This window comes from Gilvimarinus polysaccharolyticus, assembly GCF_001187555.1.
Classification (GTDB): Bacteria; Pseudomonadota; Gammaproteobacteria; order Pseudomonadales; family Cellvibrionaceae; genus Gilvimarinus; species Gilvimarinus polysaccharolyticus.
On record NZ_LFIJ01000001.1, the window covers coordinates 813,286 to 829,609 of the forward strand.

Here is a 16,324-nt window from a genome sequence, read left to right on the forward strand (position 1 = left end):
GGCATCGCGGGTACGATCTCTACAACCCCATGTAATAACTACAAAGTAATAAGTTCATGCTGGGTTTAATTCTTATCATTAGCCGCCCGTCGGTCCAAAATTTGGCAGTTTTGGCATCATTATAATTAAAAATCACATAGATATTAGCTGGCAAGCTATTTGCTCTGAGTAAGTTTCTGGTTGTTATTTTTTTAACCAATACCTTACCCAGGACTGAACTATGAGTGACGTGTCACACAGCTATCAAGAGAAAGAACCCACCCTGATAAAACGAATATTCTATAGTACGTTATTTCTTTTATGTCTTGCGTTAACTGGCGTGTCGTTGCCAGGCGCGGCTGAACCGACTCCCGCTGTTAATACGCCCGATGTGGTTTTTGCGACGGTTAAAAAACACGCAAAAGAGCTGGCAAATAAACCCTATCAAAAACCTGACAGTAATGTCCCTCAAGCTTTAGCTGATATGAACTACGAGCAGTATCGCTCAATATATTTTCGTCGTGAGGCGGGACTATGGCAGCACGATTCATTATTTGAAGTTCAGTTTTTTCATCCTGGATTCTATTACAACGAACCTGTCAGTATTACTACGGTCGACAAATCCGGTAGTAATACCCACGTGCCGTTTAAATCTGAATATTTTCGCTATGGTGATCAAGTTAAGCCGGTAGCAGGAGCTGTGACGGAAGATCTTGGTTTTGCGGGATTTCGTGTGCACTATCCGCTAAATGAAGCCGACCGTAAAAGTGAGTTTATTGTGTTTCAGGGGGCAACTTATTTTAGATTAGTCGGGCCCGGTCAAATGTATGGTTTGTCTGCCCGTGGGCTGGCGATTGATACCGCCGAAAGCAGTGGTGAAGAGTTTCCCATGTTTCGCGATTTTTGGTTATTGCAGCCGGATAAAGAACAAACCACGATGACCGTGGTAGCTTTGATGGATAGCCCGTCTATTAGTGGCGCTTATCGTTTTACTCTGGCGCCAGGCGCGCCAACGGTAGTGGATGTCGATGCGGCTTTGTATCCGCGCACGGAAGTCAACAAAGTAGGTATAGCGCCGCTAACCAGTATGTTTCATCATGGTGAAAATAGTACCCGTTATGTCGACGATATTCGTCCTGAGGTTCACGACTCGGATGGTTTACTACTTAACAACTCTCACGGCGATTGGATCTGGCGACCGTTGAGCAACCCCAAGTCGCTGCGTGTTTCGTCGCTGCAAGACACAAGTCCCAAAGGGTTTGGTTTGTTGCAACGAGATCGTGAATTTAGCAGCTACCTCGATGCCGAGGCGCACTATTCTGATCGTCCCAGTTTGTGGGTGACGCCCAAAGGGCCGTGGGGTGAAGGTCGGTTAGAGTTGGTAGAGATTCCTACCAACTCCGAGACCAATGACAATATTGTTGCTTACTGGGTGCCTAAAAATCCGCTACAACCCAAGACTGAAAACTTGTTTTCTTATCAATTGCGTACCTTTGAAACACGTTTACCAAGCCAAAATTTAGCGCAGGTTGAACGCACCCGTACCGGTTGGGCAGCTATACCGGGCCAAGAGGATGGGCCGCCACGTTCGCACCGAAAGTTTGCCATCGATTTTACCGGTGGTGAGCTCGAGAACATTTCTCCCGCGGCAGAATTACAAGCCCGCGTAAATACGACGAGCGGCGAGATTACTCACGTTGTGGTCGAACCGCTGGTTGAGGGCGTATGGCGGGTAGCGTTTACGCTAATACCCGAGGGTCAAGAGCCGGCCGATATGCAAGTGTCTTTAGCTATGCGCGATCAACAATTAAGTGAGGTTTGGAGTTATGTCTGGTACCCCGATACTGTGCAGTAAAGCCGCAACCAAGCAACCGGAGTTCATCGTGCCAACCCAGTCAAATACGATTCGCCTGCCGGGGATCTTAGCGCGCCGAGTATTGTTTTTTGCGGTTGTGTTAGCGCTGGGAGCTTTAGGTGTCGGCATGATGTTTGAGATTCTGCGACCTAATGGTGTTAGTTGGTTAGAGATGAGCCTATTGCTGCTGTTTGGTATCACTTTTTTGTGGATTGTTTTTGCTTTTACCAGCGGCGCTATTGGTTTTTTCTTACAGTTACTGCGTCTCGATCCGCTCACCCTACGGCGGCAGTCGGCGACCCCCAGCCCCGAACCTGAGGTCACGACCCGCACTGCGGTTGTTATGCCGGTATACAACGAAGATACCGCTAGGGTGATTGCAGGTTTTGAAGTCAGTTTACGCTCGCTCGCGGCAACTGGGCAGCTTGATGCGTTTGATTTTTATCTACTGAGCGATACTCAATCCCCCGAGTTAGCCCGTGCCGAGGCCGGTGCTTGGCAGCAGCTGTGTCAACGACTTGGGCCGCTGGCGGCACGGGTGAGCTACCGTCGTCGTACCGATAACAGCGGCCGCAAGGTCGGCAACGTCAGCGATTTTTGTTGTCGCTGGGGGGATAAGTATGAAGCGATGATTGTACTGGATGCCGATAGCGTTATGAGCGGTGAGTGCATGCTCTCACTGGTTCATGCCATTGAACAAAATCCCACGGCAGCACTGGTGCAAACTGTTCCTATACCGGTGCGTCAGAGCACCATGTTTGGCCGTTTTTTGCAGTTTGCCGCCGATTTGTACAGCCCGATGTTGGCCACCGGACTGGCCTTTTGGCAAACCGATACCGCCAACTATTGGGGGCATAATGCGATTGTTAGAATCGAGCCTTTTATGCAGCATTGTGGCTTGCCCGAGTTGACCGGTCGCGGCCCGTTTGGCGGTGAAATATTAAGCCATGATTTTGTCGAGGCCGCGCTGTTGCGTCGGGCTGGCTGGAACGTGATATTACTGGCTGAGCTACGCGGTAGCTACGAAGAAGTACCCAGTAATTTATTGGATTACGCCACCCGAGATCGCCGCTGGGTACAGGGCAATATGCAGCATATTGCCCTGCTAGGTGGAGCGCGCCTGTACGGAGTTAGTCGTTTGCACTTTCTACTGGGTGCGGTGGCTTACGTATCATCACTACTGTGGCTAATTATGCTGGCTCTTAGCAGTATCGATGCGGTTGTTCGAGCGTTATCCAGCGATGTATTTTTCACCTCGGGGTTTCAATTGTTTCCCCACTGGCCGATCGTTAAAACGGGGTTAATTTTTTCTTTACTGAGTTTAACCGTGGCGATGCTTATTCTGCCTAAGGTGTTCGGTATTGTCATTGCGTTGCAGCAACGTCGCGCTCAATTCGGTGGTGCACGACGGCTTTTACTGGGCTCGTTGATCGAGACGCTATTTGCCATCTTAATCGCACCGTTGATGATGGTGTTTCATGCATATTTTGTGGTGTCGGTATTGATTGGCCATAAAGTAAGCTGGAATGCTCAGGCAAGGGAAGGGCGCATGGTTCCCTGGCGTGAGGCGTTTGCTCGTACCTTCCCGGCAACATTAATTGCTGTTGTTTGGGGCGTGCTTAGTTATGTATTAACGCCAGTATTTTTTTGGTGGATGCTGCCGGTACTGGCAGGTTTGGTGTTAGCGGCGCCCATTGTGCGTTACAGCAGTAGTCTAGCGTTGGGGCAGTGGTTGCGTAATGCGGGTGTTTTTATCGCGCCCTCAGAGGCGCAAGAGCCCGAGGTGCTAGCGGCGTTAACGGTTGCGCTTAACGGACAAAGTGATACTTACCCCGACGTCCCTGAACCGGCATTGCCAGCCTCACGCTGGCGCGATATGCCGATTCAGAGTTTTGCTAAATAGCTTGGGCGATTGGCAGCAGTTATTGTTGAGGGTATAAAGGTGCCAGGTTTGAGTCCGACGCATCGCGCTTTTGTACCCTTAGTTGTTGAATTAATGGCAATAAATCTCCGGGCGAAAAAGCTTTGCTGTCGCTGTTATCTAAATTGGGGTGATAGATCGCTTGGTCTAACGCCCGCAACTGCCGCAATAACTCATCGTGCTGCTGGGTTTTATTGGCACAGTAAGCAATTTGCTCAAGTCGGCTGATGGGCTGAGCAAAATGAGTCTCTGCCCATAATAATAACGCACGGCGTAACTCGGGCAAATTATCCGTTGCCCCTGCCTTTTTAATCGCGCGCCACAAATTATTATCTTGTTTTGCACCGGGCTTTGGCTCTTGCGGCTCACGGCTACGTGTGCGCAGATAAAGGGCTGTCATTATAATAAGTAAAATCAGCGTTACCGCTTGCGACACAATCAAATAACGCGGAATCGCCTGGTAGTTAAAACCATTAGCTGTTTGAACGCTGCCGGGCAGAGTGGATGTTTGCGGCGGTGGTGTGGCGGCAACCGCTGGATTATTATCGCCCACAGGCATTTTAGTTTGGGTTTCAACGGCCGGCAGGCGGGCAACCTCAAATTCTCCTGTGGTAGTGTTAAACCACTTAAGCTCAAGCGGTGGTAAAGTTCTGCGGCCTGCGCTGCTGGGAACCATCGCAATGGTATCGGTACGCTCGCTGCTTAAGCCTGTCTCACTGCGTCGCTCTTGAGTTTGGGGTTTATCTGTGTAAGTGCTAAAGCCTTCGGTATCGATTGTCGCAATAGGCGGCAGTTGGCTTGGGTGTAAGCCTTCGGCGCTAAGCGTAATGCTGCGTGTAATTGGTTCGCCCGCGGTAAGTGATTTTGTATCGTGACTAAAGTGTTGCTTTAAACTGATAGCGCTTGCGGGTAACCACGGACCACTGCCATTGGTCGCAGGTATTGGTTTTACTTCAAGCTCAATGGGTGAGCTGCGCCCACGTCTAATCTCACCACCACCAAAACTTAATATCGAGCGGCGGTTAGATCGCAAGCGTACGCCGTAATCAAGAGAGGGGATACTCAGTGTGCCACTTTTTTGCGGATACAGTGCAAAGGTTAGCTCGTACACAGCATAAGGCGTGCCGGCAATCTCGGTGACATACTTGTTCTCGGCGATGGCTTCAATGGTGACTTGATCTAAAGAAAAATCTTGTATCTCTTGTGCATCAAAGTTTTGTCGGGCAAAGATTTTAGCTTTCAGTAGCACCTGCTCTTGCACGTAGACACTGGATTTATCTGGCTCCACCGTCATAAAAACGTCGGCATCGGCAGTAGCGGGGTTTTGTTGCGCTTCTTTTACCGTAATACTAATGGATTCTGATTGGGTGCCTGCCGCGCGAATACTCGGCACGGTTAACTGACCTAAACGTTTGGGAGCTAGGGTTAAGTCCCATTCAAAATAGGCGTCGTGTTTACCATTGATGGTGGTGGAATGTTGGCTGCGATATGTCGAGAGAATCTCAAAATCCTCTTGTACTGGCGAGAAGTCTGGCTCTGAGGCCTGACTGCCGCCGCGCAACTGAAACTTAACGCTAAGCTGATCGTTGATGCTGATCTGCGTTCGGGTCACTTGAGCGCTTAACGATGCGCTACTGGCCTGAGCTGATGTTCCAACTCCTGCTAAGACACAGACCAGCAGTGCTAGTACACGTAACAAATTAGCGCTTGAGAGGCGGCATTGGGTTAAGGTCTTGCTTTTAATCATCGGTTATCACCAGCGTTGTTCTGAGTTGCCAAAAGTATTCAGCTTTTTTTGTTGCCGATCCTGACGTTGTTGCTCGTATTCGTAACGAAATTTGTTGCGCAGCAGTCCCGATGGGTCATCGGGTATTTGCCGTAGCCATTGCTCGGTTGCCTGCCGAGCCTCTTGCTCTTCTGGGGTTAACGGTTGCGCTTGGGCCTCTAGTTCTTGTTCATTTTTCTCCGCGTTTTCGCTCTCCTCGTCAGCGTTGCCTGCAGCACTTGAGCTAGATTCTTGTTGCTCATTCTGACCTTCGCCTTCTGCTGAACTGGCAGAGGATGATTGCCCCTCAGCTGATGGCTCATCGGACTTGCCAGAGGACGAGTTGGACGAGGCCGCCGAGTTTTGTTGATCAGACTGCCCAGGGTCTTGTTGCGAATCTTGCTGTGATTCTGACGGGTTTGCGGGTGACGATGAGCTGGCGCCGGATTGTGATTCGTCGCTGTTGTTTTCGCTTTCGTTATTTTGCTCACCTTTTTGCTGTTCATCTTGCGCTTGCTGCTCGGATGATTGTTGCTCCGAGTCGGATGAGTCGTCACCCGATTGATCCTGCTCCTGTTGATTTTGTTGCTCTTGCTGTTGTTTGAGTTGCTCGATGAGCTGTTGATTAGCTTTGGCATCTTCCATGTCTGGGTCAAGCTTTAGTGCTTCTTTATAAGCTTTTATCGCATCGTCAAGCTTGCCTGTCTGAGCTAAGGCATTGCCCCGATTGTAGTGGGCGAGGGCACTGTCGTGCTCGGCAAAGCTGTTGGCCGCCGCTTCATAGTCGCCTGCTCGATATTGCGCAGTGCCTTTCCAAAGTGGGTCATTAAAGGTCTCAGCGGCGCTCGCAGCATCGCCTGCCCCCAGTGCTTTCGCGCCGCGTTGATCGGGGGTTAAAAAGATTGCGTCAAGCGGATTGTCCAACGTCGCGGCTTGTAGTGGCGGCGACTGCAAGCTAAGAAGTGGCAGTAATAGTACGGCGACCACCACTCCACGCCGAAAACTTAGCAATAATATTGGCAGTAATAATAAGACTAACCAAGGCCCGCGATCGAGCCACTGATCCATTTTTTGTTTTAGCGTGTCGTCGTTGCCTGTGCGATCAAATAAATTACTGCTGGGGTTGAGGTATTCAATATCTTGCTGGTCGATGGTGTTTGTGATGTAACGGCCGCCGTTTTTTTGTGCGAGCTTTTGCAATTGTGCACTGCCTAGGCGTGTAATCACAACATTGTTGTTCGCGTCGCGAATAAAGCCGCCAGTGCCCGATGGAATCGGTGCGCCAGCGTCGGTGCCGACGCCCAATATCAACAAGCGAATACCACTATCTTTTAACGCTTTGTTAATTTCGTCTGCCGCATCGTCTGTTATGCCATCGGTTACCAATAAAATATGGCCGCGGTCGTAACCGGCATCGTTAAACATTTTTAAAGCGCGTGTCACGGCCGCCTCTGGTCGGCTGCCGAGCATTGGCATAATGGCCGGGGTCAGTGTTGGGAGCAAGGCTGCAATGGTTCGTGTGTCATCGGTCAAGGGGGTTACCAGATGGGCGTCATCGGCATACACAATTAACGCGGTTTCACCTTCGTCCCGGTTTTTAAGAAAGTCGGCAATCTTTAAACGTGCGCGCACTAAACGGCGTGGCTTAACATCCTCGGCTACCATCGATGGTGATAAATCTAGGGCGATAATCAGCGCATTGGCTTGACGGTGTACCGGCGAGCTTTGGCGCTCCCAAGCGGGCCCTGCTAATGCTAAGCAGGCGATAACAAGGGCCAATGCCAAAATGATAATTCCTTTGCGCGATTGTCGCTGGCTTTCGCCGTCGATCAAGTGCACAAGTAATTCGGGCGCTATCAGTTGTTGCCAGCGGGAGTGGTTAACCCGCGTGCGCCATAAAGCAATAATGATAATGGCCACAACGATGATAAGTAACAGCGCCCAAGGGCGTAAAAAATGAAACTCTGCTAACCAGCTCATGACTTTGTATCCACAAATGTGCCGTTGTGTGTGTGGCTAGATTTACGGCTAAACGGAATAAAACGTAGCGCAAGTAACCCAGTAATAAATAACGCTAACCCCAGTGGCCAAAAAAATAATCGCTTACTGGGGCGTACTTTTAACTCATCTAGTTCGATAGGCTCTAAAGCGTCTAGGCGCTGATGAATAAGCTCAAGCTCTTCAGTCGTGCGCGCGCGAAAATACTGCCCGCCGGTAACCTTAGCAATTTCTTGTAAGGTGTGTTCATCTAAGTCTCTAGACGGATTGTAGCGCCTTGGTCCGCGTATTGTTTGCACAATTTGTTCGTCGGCACCAAAACCAATAGTGTAAATTTTAACCCCCATGTCGCGCGCTTTTTGCGCGGCATCCATTGGCTCGGTTTGTCCTGCGGTGTTGGCGCCATCGCTTAATAATATAATGCGGCGGCTGCCTTCGGGGCGGTCTTTTAAGCGTTTTATGGCTAACCCTAACGCATCACCAATGGCGGTGGCGGCACCGGCAAAACCAATTTGGGCCTCTTGCAATAATTGATTAACCGTTGCGGTATCGTATGTGAGCGGCGCCTGCAGATAGGCTTTATCGGCAAATAAAATTAACCCTAAGCGATCCCCTTGGCGGTGTTCGGTAAAGTTGCCAATTACAGCTTTTACGGCATCTAATCGATCGTAGCTGCGGTTTTGAAACTGCATACTGGTAACGCCGAGCGGCAGCATATCTTTTTCATCCATGCTTTTTGATATGTCCACCGCTAGCATTAAATCACGCCCACTGTAAGGTAATGATTTTGCCTCACCTAGCCAGCGCGGGTCGGCTGCCGCAATGACGCACAGCGCCCAGATAAGCCACAGCAGGCCGTAATTGGCTATGTTTTTTCCGCGTGTATGTGTACTTGGCCCAATGCTATGTACCTGATTAAAAAATGGTACACGCAGCGCCGCATCATTTTGTTGTCGCGCGGGTAGCGCGCGTATAAGCAGCGGTGCCGGCAGCAGAGCCAGTAACCAAAGCCAGCCAAATTCAAACATGGGCGGACTCCTTTATTTTGGTTTTGTTGGCGCTTTTATGTTGTTTAACCCAGTGTTTTGCCAGCGTGATAACAGCTTCCTGGTCGACCTCTGGATTGGGTCTATAGGCGGCCTCACCCAGTGGGAGCCCGGCACCTTCACGAAACACTACCGAACTTGGCGACACTGATTGATCAAGGTATTCAAGCCACGCTTGACCGCTTAAGGTGCCGGCGCGGCTGTTAGGGTTGCGATGCAAGGCAACCCGTTTAAGGATTCTGTTAACCGCTTCGATAAACTCAGAAGCGCTCAGCTTGGCGTGTATTAATGTGTGCAGTTCACGCTGAGCTTGGCTTAGGTAGCGGCGTTGACCTCGGCGTTTTACCCACCATAAGATCAGCCCAGCAAGCACTGCGAGGCAGACAAAAATCACCAGCCACCAACCCAAGGCCAGTGGCCACCAAGAAATGGCGTCGGGTGAATGTATATCTTTTAATTGTGTCAGTGGATCGCTTGGATTCATGGGGTTAAATTGCGCTTGGTAGTCGATGTTCGCTGTTGCCGGCCAAACCGCTGGCGCAGCCGTTCGATGGGCTCATCGCGGGTGCTGATGTCGATAACCTCTAGACCGAGCCGCTGGGTTGTGTCCGTAAGTAATTGTTCGCGCTGCTCGTTAAGGGCGCGGTATTGTGCTTGAAAGTGTTTGTCGCCGACCGGTAATTGCTGCCGCTCCTGACCGTTAGTAATCGTGAGCTGGCCGCTGCCACTGATGGCACGCTCCAACGGGTCATGAGTTCGAATAAGCGTAATATCTAAGTGCCGGTGTAAATGGAATAACTGCTTTTCAGCTTCGGCGTCTAGATCGTGTAAGTCGCTGACAATAAATAATGCTGAGCCTGGCTTGGCAATGCGGCGAGTATCTTTAAGCATTTGCGCCAAGGTTAATGGACCCTTACCGATGGGGCTGGTGAGCTTATGGTTAAACGATTGCAGTAGTTGTAAGGCCGCTAATACGTTGTGCTTGCTACGCTTGGGGCGCAGGTCGCGAAACTCTTGATCGTTAAAACCCAATGCCCCAAGCCGATCGCCACCTTCGAGCGCGGCCCAACTCAGTAGGGCGCTAATATGGCAGGCAAGCACCGATTTAAAACAGTTGACACTGCCAAAAAACATCTCGGGGCGCTGATCGCAAAGAATATACACAGGGCGCTCGCGCTCTTCGCTGTAGAGCTTAGTGTGCGGCACCTGGGTGCGAGCGGTTACCCGCCAATCAATAGCGCGGATATCATCGCCGGGCTGATACAGGCGAACCTCTTCAAAGTCGACACCGCGACCGCGAAAGCGGGTACGCAGCCGGCCGCTTTGCATACTGCGGGCCGGACGACGGGCAAATAGGTTTAGCTCGCGCGCGGCAAATCGTGCGCGTAGCAAGCTGGCCATATCGCAAAAAGCGCCGCTGGCGTTTGGCTTGGCGATAACACTCATGAGTTGATCCTAGGCAACGGGTACGCTGGCGAGCAACAAGTCGATGACATCATCGGCGGTGGTACCGGCGGCTTCGGCCTCAAAGCTCAAAATTAAGCGGTGGCGCAAGCAATCGTGAATCACCGCGGCCACATCGTCGGGGCTGACATAATCTTTACCGGCAAGCCATGCGTGGGTACGAGCGCAGCGCTCTATGGCAATGGTGCCGCGCGGGCTGGCGCCGTACTCAAGCTGCCCGGCTAAGGCTTCATTGTAGTCGGCGGGCCGACGGGTGGCGTTGATTAGCTGAACAATGTATTCCTCTACCGCATCGGCCATATGCAACGTCAGAATATCGCGTCGCGCAGCTAAAATAGTGTCTTGGGATATAGCCTGTGGTGGCGTAGCGGTGGTGGCGCTGGCCTCGGCACGAATAATCGCTAAGATTTTACGCTCGGCGGCAATATCTGGGTAATCGACATTAACGTGCAGTAAAAAGCGGTCGAGCTGCGCCTCGGGTAGCGGGTAGGTGCCTTCTTGCTCAATGGGGTTTTGCGTCGCCATGACCATAAAGAGTGGCGGTAATGGATACGTTTTGTTGCCAACGCTCACCTGACGCTCGGCCATCGCCTCGAGCAACGCTGACTGCACTTTGGCCGGCGCGCGGTTAATTTCATCGGCCAGCACCAAATTATGAAAGATTGGCCCAGCTTGGAATTCAAAGCTGCCGTGTTCGGGGCGGTAAATATCGGTACCCGTAACATCGGCCGGTAATAAGTCTGGGGTAAATTGGATGCGGTTAAAGTCGCCCTCGATGGCATCGGCCAAGGTTTTAATCGCCTTGGTTTTTGCCAGCCCCGGTGCGCCCTCAACCAACAAATGGCCGTCGGCGAGTAATGCCATTAATAAACGCTGTACTAAATGGGGTTGACCAACAATTTGATCGTTAAGCCAATGGCTTAATGCTTGAATGTGCTCTTGTGGCTGCATGAGGTAAACCTTCGTTTAGGTTGTGCCAAATATATTGTGCTAGTTTCGGTGTGCGATATTTAATACTCGCGACAGTTGGGGGGCGTTGCACAGCGGTAGATTGTTTGATTATGCAATGGGTCAAATAGCCACTGGCTTAACGCGAACAATAATCCCCGTGAGTCAATCTAGTTGTACATAAAAAGATCAGCTTTATCCAATAGTCCTAAAAATTACAAAACCATAGCGACAGAAAATCGTGCTTTTGGCGTCTAAATTGAAATAACAGGCGATAGACTCACAGATGTGGCGTCAGTTCCTTAAAATTCAAGGCAATTGTACCTTTATCGTGGCGATAATGAAGGTTGAGGTGTAGCTTCGAGGATTGAAGCAAAATCAGTGCAAGCTTTTATACATATACCCTACGTGTTTGCTAAGGTAGTACACAACAGCACCAAACTTAGGAGTGATGAGTCGCAATGCGCAACACCGACGTTTTTTCCAGTGTGAAAGACCAGGTCGTTCAAGAAGTCATAGACGCGGTAGTGTCCCAGCTTGATGCTAAAGAACAAAACCCCTGCCAACGATGGTGTAGTTTATTTTTTAATCACTTTCCCCTAGAAGGTTTTGACGCTCGGCCACTGACCGATGTAACCGCATTACTGGTTTGGCTGTGGCGGCAGCTAACGTATATTGATCATTATCCCAGCGTAAAGGCATTCAATCCGCAACATCAAACCCACGGTTTTAACGGCACTCATACCATACTGGTTATACATCAGCGGGACATGCCGTTTTTAGTCGATTCGGTAAGGCTGGAGTTGGGCGCACGTAATATCCCTATCTTTAGCATTAAAAGCACACCATTTGGCGCTGAGCGTCGCGATGGGTTACTGCAAGATATAACGCCGCTGAGTGATCGAGAGGCTCCGGCAGAGGCGCTGCTGTATTTTGAGCTTGGCACCATTACCGACGCTAAACTGCTGCAAGAGCTGGAGGACTCGCTTAAAGAGGTACTTGGGCAAATAGTGCAAGTCGTGGATGATTTTCAAAGCCTTAAAGCCTCTGCGCAACAAGTTGCTGACAGCCTAACGGGTGTTTTGAGTGATAAGCAGCTGCACGGGGTGGACGGAGCACAAGAGTTCTTACGTTGGTTGATAGCCGATCATTTTACCTTTTTAGGTTACGCCGAGTTCGACCGAGTAGAGCGCGATGGCGTTACTGTTTTACAAGAGAATAGCGCGCGCCGTTTAGGCTTGTTTAACAACGCTCAACCGCGCAAAGTTAAAACCTTTGATGGCTCCAACCCAGGGGTCGAGCGATTTTATTTGTCGCCTTCGGTTATGGCGTTTAGTAAATCGCCCAAACTAAGCCGTGTGCATCGGCATGTTTACCCCGATTACGTGGTAGTAAAACGCTTTGACAGCAACGGCGTAGTTTGTGGCGAGGCGCGTTTCTTGGGGCTTTATACCTCATCTGTTTATTATGACTCACCCGAAAAAATCCCCTTGGTGCGCGATAAAATTTCTGAATTAAGTGAGCGTATGGGTATTAACCCTTGGACTCATGAAGGCAAAGCGCTGTCGCAGGTTATTGCGACGTATCCGCGCGATGAACTGTTTCAGGCAAGCACCGCCGAATTGTATGAGTCGATCAGCGGAATTTTAGCGATTGGCGAGCGCTATCAGGTGCGGATGTTTGCGCGCGCCGACCGTTTTGGAAAATTTTTAACCTGCTTGGTTTATATCCCTCGCGAGCTGTTTTCAAGTTCGGTGCGCGAGCGTATCCAAGCTTTTATTGGCAATAAAATAGGTGCTTGTGATCAGCAGTTTAATACGTATTTTTCTGAGTCAGTATTGGCGCGGGTGCATTTGGTTTTTCGACTGCCAAAAGGTAGCGCTACAGAGTTTGATCTTGCGGCAATAGAGCTGGGCGTAGCCGCCGAGGTGCGGACATGGGCCGACGATTTATACTATGCGCTTAAAACGGTGCATGGCGAGGAGAAAGCGTGGCAGTTACACCAAAAATACCGGGGTAGTTTTGGTGAGAGTTACCAAGAGTACTACCGTGGCGAGCAGGCGGTAGCAGACATTACCGTGCTCGAGCGGCTGGTGGCCTGCGGTGATGAGCTGGCTCTTGAGCTTTTTGTCGGGCAAGACGCCAACACCTTGCGTTTTAAACTGTTGCATCAAGGCGGCGCGGTAGCACTGTCGGATATTATTCCGCTAATAGAAAATATGGGCTTGCGAGTGATTGCCGAGCACCCTTTTAAAATTAAGCATGCATCGGGTAAATCCATATGGTTACACGATTTCACCTTACAGCCTGATAATAACGCGGTCGTCTACAGTGACTCGTTGGCGCAGCGATTTTGTTTAACACTGCAAGCGCTGTGGTATGGCCGAATCGATAACGACAGCTTTAACCGCTTAGTAACCGAGGTAGGCGTGGATTGGCGCCGCGCCGATATGCTGCGTGCCTATGCGGCCTATTTGCGTCAAACATTGGTGGGTTACTCGGCCGATTATATGGTTGATGCATTAATCAATCATACGGCCATTACCACTTTGCTTTGTGATTATTTCAGCATCAAGTTTGACCCCAGTTGGTGCGCTAATAATAACGCAGCGGCTGGCGCGCATGCTAATGATCAAAGTTCTCGTGATACGGCATTAGAGTCAGTTGAAAACTCAATACTAAAAGCCCTGGATAATGTCGCCAACCTTAATGAAGACCGAATTATTCGCCACTACTTACAGTTGCTAAAAGCAAGCCTGCGGTGTAATTTTTATCAAGATAAAAATCGTGATTGCTTTGCCGTAAAGCTAGCCTCGCGGCGCCTGCCAGATATTCCCGAGCCAAAGCCTCTGTATGAAATATTTGTCTACTCTAAACGCTTCGAAGGTGTGCATCTGCGCGGCAGCAAGATCTCTCGGGGCGGCTTGCGTTGGTCTGATCGGTTGCAAGATTATCGCACCGAGGTGCTCGGCTTAGTCAAAGCTCAGCAAGTTAAAAATGCGGTGATCGTACCCAGTGGTGCCAAAGGCGGTTTTGTCTGTAAACAAGCGGCGCACTTGAGTCGCGATGAGTTTATGGCCGAGGGCATTGCCTGCTATAAACAATTTATTAATGCCTTGTTGGATTTAACCGATAATTTAATTGACGATAAAATCGTGCCGCCGGAACAACTGCTGCGCTACGATGAAGATGATCCGTATTTGGTGGTGGCGGCCGATAAAGGCACCGCAAGCTTCTCTGATAGCGCCAATAGCATTGCCTTAGAGCATGACTTTTGGCTGGGCGACGCGTTTGCCTCGGGCGGTAGTCAGGGCTACGACCACAAAGCTATGGGCATTACCGCACGTGGCGCATGGGTGTCGGTTCAGCGACACTTTAAAGAGCACGGTATAAATGTACAAACAACCCCGTTTAGCGTGATCGGCATAGGCGATATGGCCGGTGACGTATTTGGCAATGGCATGTTGTGCTCTAACCAAACGCAGTTATTAGCGGCGTTTAATCACCTGCATATTTTTATCGATCCAAGCCCCGACCCGACAACAAGTTACGCCGAGCGCGAACGCTTATTTAAGCTACCTCGCAGCAGTTGGGCCGACTATAACCGCGATCTTATCAGTGCCGGTGGCGGAGTGTTTGAGCGCAGCGCCAAGTCAATTACCATCAGTGCCGAGATGAAAACATGTTTTGCTTTAAGTGCCGATAAACTCACGCCAGATGAGCTTATTCAGCAATTACTGCAAGCGCCGGTCGATCTTATTTGGAACGGTGGGATAGGCACCTACGTTAAGTCTGGGCAAGAATCGCACGCCGCCGTTGGCGATAAAGCCTCTGATGGTTTACGCGTTAATGGTGAACAGCTGCGCTGTAAAGTTTTTGCCGAAGGCGGAAACCTAGGCATGACTCAGCGTGGCCGGATAGAGTTTTGCCGCAATGGCGGGGCTTGTAATACCGACTTTATTGACAACTCCGCCGGGGTAGATTGCTCGGATCACGAGGTCAATATAAAAATATTGCTGGCCGATTTACTTAAGCGAGGTGAGCTTGAACCGGCTCGGCGGGGCGATCTTTTGGTGGCTATGACCGATGAGGTGGCCGCCAGTGTGTTAACGCATAACTATCATCAAACACAGGCGATTAGTTTGGCGCAAGTTGATGTCTTGCAGCGCAGTGCAGAGTACCGGCGTTTTATCAATCATCTAGAAAGCGAAGGTAAACTCGACCGGGCCTTAGAGTTTTTACCAACAGACGACGAATTAATTGAGCGCCAAGGCAAAGCGCAAGGGCTTACGCGGCCAGAGCTGGCAGTGCTAATATCTTATGCAAAAGCCGATTTAAAAGAACAACTGGCCAGCTCGATTATAGTCGATGAGCCCAGCGTTAAAACCTTGTGTGCCGAAGCGTTTTCTTCGCCGCTGCAACAATCTTATAGCGCCGCGATAGAGCGCCATCGTTTACGGCGTGAAATTATCGCCACCCAATTGGCCAACGAGTTAGTCAACCGTCAGGGCTTTACGTTTGTTCAGCGCTTGTGTGATGCCACCGGTGCTGATGCCGCCAAGGTCGCCAGTGCTTATCGTATCGCTCGCGATATAGAGCAGGCGCAGCTCGCTTGGACGGCGCTTGAGTCTTTAGATTATCGAGTCTCGGCCGACGGCCAGATGGCGTTAATGCAAGAGCTGATGCGCCGCGTTAGGCGCACCACGCGCTGGTTTTTACGTAACCGCCAAGGGTTGATTGCAATAGATGCCGAGTTAACAAAGTTTGTCCAAGCGGTGCAAGAGGTGAAGCCTCTGCTCGCCCAAGGGATGGCCGAGGCAACTCAGGCGGCGTTGCGCGAGCGAGTAGAATTTTTTACCGCTACAGGGGTAGATGAACCGCTGGTTCGCAGCGTTGTATCGGCGGGGTATTTATACTCTGGGCTCGCGGTGGTAGAGGTGGCGCATCAAACTGAACGGCCGCAGGCGCTAGTGGCTCGTGTGTATACTGGGTTAATCAATGCGTTAGAGTTGGACGGCTTTGCCCGCCAGCTAATCAGTGTCAGAGTCGACAGCTATTGGCAGGCGTTGGCCCGCGAAGCTTATATGGATGATTTAGAGTTTGAGTTGCGGCGCATGACGGCAAGCTTAGTCAACGTTTGTGAACCGACGGCAAATATCGATGCCGCCGAGCGGGCGGTAAAGCAGTGGTGTGATGAGCACAGTCTGGCAATTGATCGCTGGGCTTTAATGGCGGGCCATGTGCGCGCCTCACAAACCGCCGATTACGCAATGTTTGCCGTTGCGTTACGCGAGCTAACCAGCTTGGTGCGCTCAGCCGAGCCACGGCTCGACTGACTTAAACGTATA

Annotated in this window: 9 protein-coding genes; 3 read left to right on the forward strand and 6 right to left on the reverse strand. The window is 50.6% G+C overall.

Annotated elements, in window-relative coordinates; genetic code table 11:
- Positions 1 to 220 precede the first annotated feature (220 nt).
- Together GILYN3_RS03365 and mdoH are read left to right on the forward strand one after the other, a co-directional pair.
- The gene (locus tag GILYN3_RS03365; protein ID WP_049721548.1) at positions 221 to 1,834 is read left to right on the forward strand and encodes a glucan biosynthesis protein; all 1,614 of its coding nucleotides are present in this window, start codon (positions 221 to 223) and stop codon (positions 1,832 to 1,834) included.
- On the forward strand, positions 1,806 to 3,737 hold the full coding sequence (mdoH, locus tag GILYN3_RS03370) for a glucans biosynthesis glucosyltransferase MdoH (protein WP_049721549.1): 1,932 nt from the start codon (positions 1,806 to 1,808) through the stop codon (positions 3,735 to 3,737). The genes GILYN3_RS03365 and mdoH overlap by 29 nt, the downstream gene beginning before the upstream one ends.
- A gap of 19 nt (positions 3,738 to 3,756) precedes the next feature.
- On the opposite strand, the gene GILYN3_RS03375 is transcribed toward mdoH, so the two are convergent.
- From GILYN3_RS03375 to GILYN3_RS03400, 6 genes are read right to left on the reverse strand one after another with little or no spacing between them, the layout of a single operon-like run.
- Positions 3,757 to 5,502 (reverse strand): BatD family protein, encoded by a 1,746-nt coding sequence (locus tag GILYN3_RS03375; RefSeq protein ID WP_049721550.1) that lies wholly within the window; start codon positions 5,500 to 5,502, stop codon positions 3,757 to 3,759.
- Positions 5,503 to 5,508: 6 nt separating this feature from the next.
- Complete coding sequence (locus GILYN3_RS03380; RefSeq protein ID WP_049721551.1) at positions 5,509 to 7,500, reverse strand: VWA domain-containing protein; 1,992 nt, start codon at positions 7,498 to 7,500, stop codon at positions 5,509 to 5,511.
- The gene (locus GILYN3_RS03385; protein WP_049721552.1) at positions 7,497 to 8,546 is read right to left on the reverse strand and encodes a VWA domain-containing protein; all 1,050 of its coding nucleotides are present in this window, start codon (positions 8,544 to 8,546) and stop codon (positions 7,497 to 7,499) included. The genes GILYN3_RS03380 and GILYN3_RS03385 overlap by 4 nt, the downstream gene beginning before the upstream one ends.
- Complete coding sequence (locus GILYN3_RS03390; protein ID WP_049721553.1) at positions 8,539 to 9,048, reverse strand: DUF4381 domain-containing protein; 510 nt, start codon at positions 9,046 to 9,048, stop codon at positions 8,539 to 8,541. The genes GILYN3_RS03385 and GILYN3_RS03390 overlap by 8 nt, the downstream gene beginning before the upstream one ends.
- Complete coding sequence (locus tag GILYN3_RS03395) at positions 9,045 to 10,010, reverse strand: DUF58 domain-containing protein (RefSeq protein ID WP_049721554.1); 966 nt, start codon at positions 10,008 to 10,010, stop codon at positions 9,045 to 9,047. Before GILYN3_RS03395 ends, GILYN3_RS03390 begins: the two co-directional genes overlap by 4 nt.
- A gap of 9 nt (positions 10,011 to 10,019) precedes the next feature.
- A complete protein-coding gene (locus GILYN3_RS03400; protein ID WP_049721555.1) occupies positions 10,020 to 10,979 on the reverse strand; it encodes an AAA family ATPase in 960 nt (319 codons plus the stop codon).
- 458 nt (positions 10,980 to 11,437) lie between these two features.
- Between GILYN3_RS03400 and GILYN3_RS03405 the strand changes: the two genes are divergently transcribed.
- Entirely contained in the window at positions 11,438 to 16,312 is a 4,875-nt protein-coding gene (locus GILYN3_RS03405) for an NAD-glutamate dehydrogenase (protein ID WP_049721556.1), read from the forward strand.
- The last annotated feature ends 12 nt before the right edge of the window (positions 16,313 to 16,324 follow it).